This is a genomic window from Lysobacter enzymogenes, from assembly GCF_017168095.1.
In the GTDB taxonomy this organism is placed as follows: domain Bacteria; phylum Pseudomonadota; class Gammaproteobacteria; order Xanthomonadales; family Xanthomonadaceae; genus Lysobacter; species Lysobacter enzymogenes_D.
This window is the reverse complement of the sequence record NZ_LXSD01000252.1, coordinates 1-4,168: the sequence shown is the minus strand read 5'-3', so window position 1 is coordinate 4,168 and position 4,168 is coordinate 1. Positions and strand designations below refer to the sequence as shown.

The 4,168-nt window shown below is 71.2% G+C and carries 3 protein-coding genes; 2 read left to right on the top strand and 1 reads right to left on the bottom strand.

Going from position 1 to position 4,168, the window contains the following annotated elements:
- Nucleotides 1–283 precede the first annotated feature (283 nt).
- On the top strand, nt 284–2,203 hold the full coding sequence (gene parE / locus A7A76_RS06935) for a DNA topoisomerase IV subunit B (RefSeq protein WP_206410503.1): 1,920 nt from the start codon (nt 284–286) through the stop codon (nt 2,201–2,203).
- Nucleotides 2,204–2,565: 362 nt separating this feature from the next.
- Nucleotides 2,566–2,931: a hypothetical protein gene (locus tag A7A76_RS06930; protein ID WP_206410502.1), complete on the top strand. Its 366-nt coding sequence runs from the start codon at nt 2,566–2,568 to the stop codon at nt 2,929–2,931.
- 6 nt (nt 2,932–2,937) lie between these two features.
- Here the strand turns inward: A7A76_RS06930 and A7A76_RS06925 are convergent, their stop codons facing one another.
- Complete coding sequence (locus tag A7A76_RS06925) at nt 2,938–4,167, bottom strand: winged helix-turn-helix domain-containing protein (protein WP_241200774.1); 1,230 nt, start codon at nt 4,165–4,167, stop codon at nt 2,938–2,940.
- Nucleotide 4,168: the final 1 nt, after the last annotated feature.

Genomic DNA, 4,168 nt, shown 5'->3' with positions numbered 1-4,168 from the left:
GTCGCAGCCGGCGAGACGGCGGCGGGCGTGAATGTCGCCCGGCCGCGGCGCGGCGGCCGGCGAACGCGGATCGAACCGGATCGAACCGGACCGAACCGGCCCGGCGCGGCTTGACCCGGCCGCCCCCGGTCGCCATGCTCGCTGCGCCGCGCGCCCGGCCATGCTCCGCCGCGCCCACCGATGCGCCGCCGTCACCGGCCGATGGCAAGATGGCCGCCGTCGCCGCCGCGCGGGCGCGCCCGCGCCGCCGCGCACGCCACTCCTTACTACTGACGCAGGTTTCATGAGCAGTCGCTACAACGCCGCAGACATCGAAGTCCTTTCCGGCCTGGACCCGGTCAAGCGCCGGCCCGGCATGTACACCGACACCGCGCGGCCGAACCACCTGGCCCAGGAAGTCATCGACAACGCGGTCGACGAGGCCCTGGCCGGCCACGCCCGCAGCATCGAGGTGACGCTCTACGCCGACGGCAGCTGCGAAGTGTCCGACGACGGCCGCGGCATGCCGGTGGACATCCACCCGGAAGAGAAGGTGCCCGGCGTCGAGCTGATCCTGACCCGCCTGCACGCCGGCGGTAAGTTCAGCAACAAGAACTACACCTTCTCCGGCGGCCTGCACGGCGTCGGCGTGAGCGTGGTCAACGCGCTGTCCAGGCACGTGGAAGTGCACATCAAGCGCGAAGGCAACGAATACCGCATGGCGTTCAAGGACGGCGACCGCGCCAGTCCGCTGGAAGTGGTCGGCAGCGTCGGCAAGAAGAACACCGGCACCCGCGTGCGCTTCTGGCCGGACGCCAAGTATTTCGACACCCCGAAGTTCAGCCTGCGCGCGATCAAGCACGTGCTGCGGGCCAAGGCGGTGCTGTGCCCGGGCCTGAACGTCAAGCTGTTCGACGAGGCCACCGGCGAGCGCCTGGAGTGGTACTACGAAGACGGCCTGCGCGATTACCTCTCCGGCGAGCTGCGCGAAGGCCAGCCGCAGCGCGAGCTGCTGCCGCCGGACCTGTTCGTCGGCCAGCTCAAGAAAGACACCGAAGTGGTCGACTGGGCGGTGGCCTGGGCGCCGGACGGCGAACTGACCCAGGAAAGCTACGTCAACCTGATCCCGACCGCGCAGCACGGCACCCACGTCAACGGCCTGCGCACCGGCTTCACCGACGCGCTGCGCGAGTTCTGCGACTTCCGCAACCTGCTGCCGCGCGGCGTCAAGCTGGCGCCGGAAGACGTGTGGGACCGGGTCGCCTTCGTGCTCAGCATCAAGATGACCGACCCGCAGTTCAGCGGCCAGACCAAGGAACGCCTGTCCTCGCGCCAGGCCGCCGGCTTCGTCGAGGGCGCCGCGCACGACGCGTTCTCGCTGTGGCTCAACCAGCACACCGAACTGGGCGAGAAAATCGCCCAGTTGGCGATCGAGCGCGCCAGCGCCCGGCTCAAGACCGAAAAGCAGATCGTCCGCAAGAAGATCACCCAGGGCCCGGCCCTGCCCGGCAAGCTCGCCGACTGCACCTCGCAGGACCTCTCGCGCACCGAGCTGTTCCTGGTGGAAGGCGACTCCGCCGGCGGCAGCGCGCGGCAGGCGCGCGACAAGGACTTCCAGGCGATCCTGCCGCTGCGCGGCAAGATCCTCAACACCTGGGAAGTGGCCTCCGGCAGCGTGCTGGGTTCGCAGGAAGTGCACGACCTGGCGGTGGCGATCGGTTGCGACCCGGGCAAGGAAGACATCGGCGGGCTGCGCTACGGCAAGATCGTGATCCTCGCCGACGCCGACTCCGACGGCCTGCACATCGCCACCTTGCTCAGCGCGCTGTTCCTGCGCCACTTCCCGGCGCTGGTCGCGGCCGGCCACATCTTCGTGGCGATGCCGCCGCTGTTCCGCGTCGACGTGGGCAAGCACGTGTTCTATGCGCTCGACGAAGAGGAAAAGCGCCTGCTGCTGGAGAAGATCGAGCGCGAGAAGGGCGACCGCAAGAAGGGCCTGAGCGGCGCGATCAACGTCACCCGCTTCAAGGGCCTGGGCGAGATGAACGCCTCGCAGCTGCGCGAGTCGACCATCCACCCGGACACCCGCCGCCTGGTCCAGTTGACGGTGGACGACAACGCCCAGACCGTGTCGCTGATGGACATGCTGCTGGCGAAGAAGCGCGCCGGCGACCGCAAGACCTGGCTGGAGACGAAGGGCGATCTGGCGACGCTGGAAGTCTGACCGCCCGCCGTCCGGCTCCGCCGCGGCCGCCGAAACGGCCGCGTTCCGCGATCGCGGAACGCCGACCCAGAACGCCGCGGCCCGTCCGCGGCGTTCGTCTTTGCCGGCTCGCCGCACGAACGCCGGCCGCCGCAACCGCTACACTGCGCGCGCCGCTCGCGTCCGCTTTGGCGCCGCGACGGCGTTTCCCCCACCTGAGCGCCGCACGCCGCCCGTCCCGGGCCGTCACGCGGCGCTGCCGGGCGATGCGGCATCGTGCGCGCATCGATACCGGCCGGAGATCGATATGAAAGGACGCAACCCACTCGCCACGCGCGCTGCGCGCGTGCGCCCCGACATCGCCGACCGCGCAGGCCGCCGCCATGGCCGTTGACCGCCGCGCCGGTTACGGCCTGTCCCCGCCCGGCGCCGATGCCGACACCGAAGCCCCCGGCGGCGGCCGCCTGTTCGGCGCGCTGGCGTGGTTCGCGCTGCTGCTCGGCCCGGCGCTGGCGTGGCTGATCGTGTTCGGCCTCACCCCCGACAGCCAGTGCGGCACCTGGAGCCTGCACTGCACCGGCCGCGCGATCATGTACAGCGCGGCGAGCTGGCTGTTCGGAACGCTCTCGGCGATCGTCGCGCTGCTGCGCCGCGAACGCCGCGGCGTGGCGGTGCCGGCGTTGGTGTTGAATCTGGTTCCGTTGCTGGGGCTGACCGCGGCGGCGGCGTTTTTGGCCGGGCGGGCCTGAGCGAGGCTAGGCCGCGGCCGCCAACGCCGCCTTCAACCACTTGGCGAACGCGGCCGGCCGGCACTTGCCCAGCTTGATCTTCGGCGTGCCGTGCCAACGCGCGCACTCGCCGATCGCGCCGGCGATGTCTTCGGCCAGCGCCTCGTCGCCGTCGATGCCGTCTTCCAGATACAACGCCTTGACCTCGAACACGCCCGTCGCGCGGTGCGCCTTCGCATCGAGCCGCCCGACCAGGCGGCCGCGCACCAGGATCGGCAGCACGAAGTAGCCGTAGCGGCGCTTGGGTTCGGGCGTGTAGCACTCCAGGGTGTAGTCGAAGCCGAAGAATTCGCGGGCGCGTTCGCGGTCCCACACCACCGGGTCGAACGGCGACAGCAGCGCGCTGTGGGTCGCGCGCAGGCGGCCGGCGGCGGCGCGGGCCAGCGCGTCGGCGTGGCCGGGATGGACGTAGCCGGGCGCGTCCCAGCCTTTCACCGCCACCCGCAGCAAGTCGCCGGCGGCGACCAGCGCGTCGAGATCGCGGTCGCGCAGGCGCGGTTTGGTCCGGTAGTAATCGGCGATCCAGCGCGCCTGGGCGATGCCGAGCGCGGCCACCGACTTGAGCAGGGTGCTGCGCCGCACCTGCGCCGGTTCGATCGCGGTGGCGTTCCAGCCCGGCACCGCGGCGCCGGCCACGCGTTCGGCCAAGTCGTAGACGCGCTGGAAGTTGTCGCGCCGCGCCACCATCAGCTCGCCCAGGGCGAAGCCGGCTTCGAGCCAGCGCTTCTCGTCTTTCCAGCCCCACCAGCCGCCGCCGCTGCCCTTGTCTTCGCGTTCGAAGTCCGAGGACTTGACCGGGCCGAGCTCGCGGATGTGCGCGAGCAGGCGCTCGATCTCGCCGCCGCGGCTGCCGCGGTGGCGCAGGGCGCTGCGGATCGCCCAGTGGTGTTCGCGCTGGTGCAGGGCGTTGCGGTGCAGCAGGTAATCGTCCATCGGCGCGAAGCAGGCTTCGTGCGCCCACACTTCGAAGATCGCGCGTTCGGCCAGCAGTTGCTCCAGCCAGCGCGGCTCGTACGCGCCCAGGCGCGAGAACAGCACCAGGTACGGGCTGCGCGCGACGACGTGGATGGTGTCGATCTGCAGTAGTTGCATGCGCGCGATCGCCGCCAGCACGTCGGCCTTGCGCGCGCGCCGGCGCGGACGCGCCAGCAGGCCTTGCGCGTGCAGGTGCAGCGCGCGCGCCTGCGCGAGCGCCAGC

Bases quoted from the DNA above. Each gene is read 5' to 3' on its own strand.
- A7A76_RS06930 (WP_206410502.1), top strand. From the start codon at position 2,566: ATGGCCGTTGACCGCCGCGCCGGTTACGGCCTGTCCCCGCCCGGCGCC.
- parE (WP_206410503.1), top strand. From the start codon at position 284: ATGAGCAGTCGCTACAACGCCGCAGACATCGAAGTCCTTTCCGGCCTG.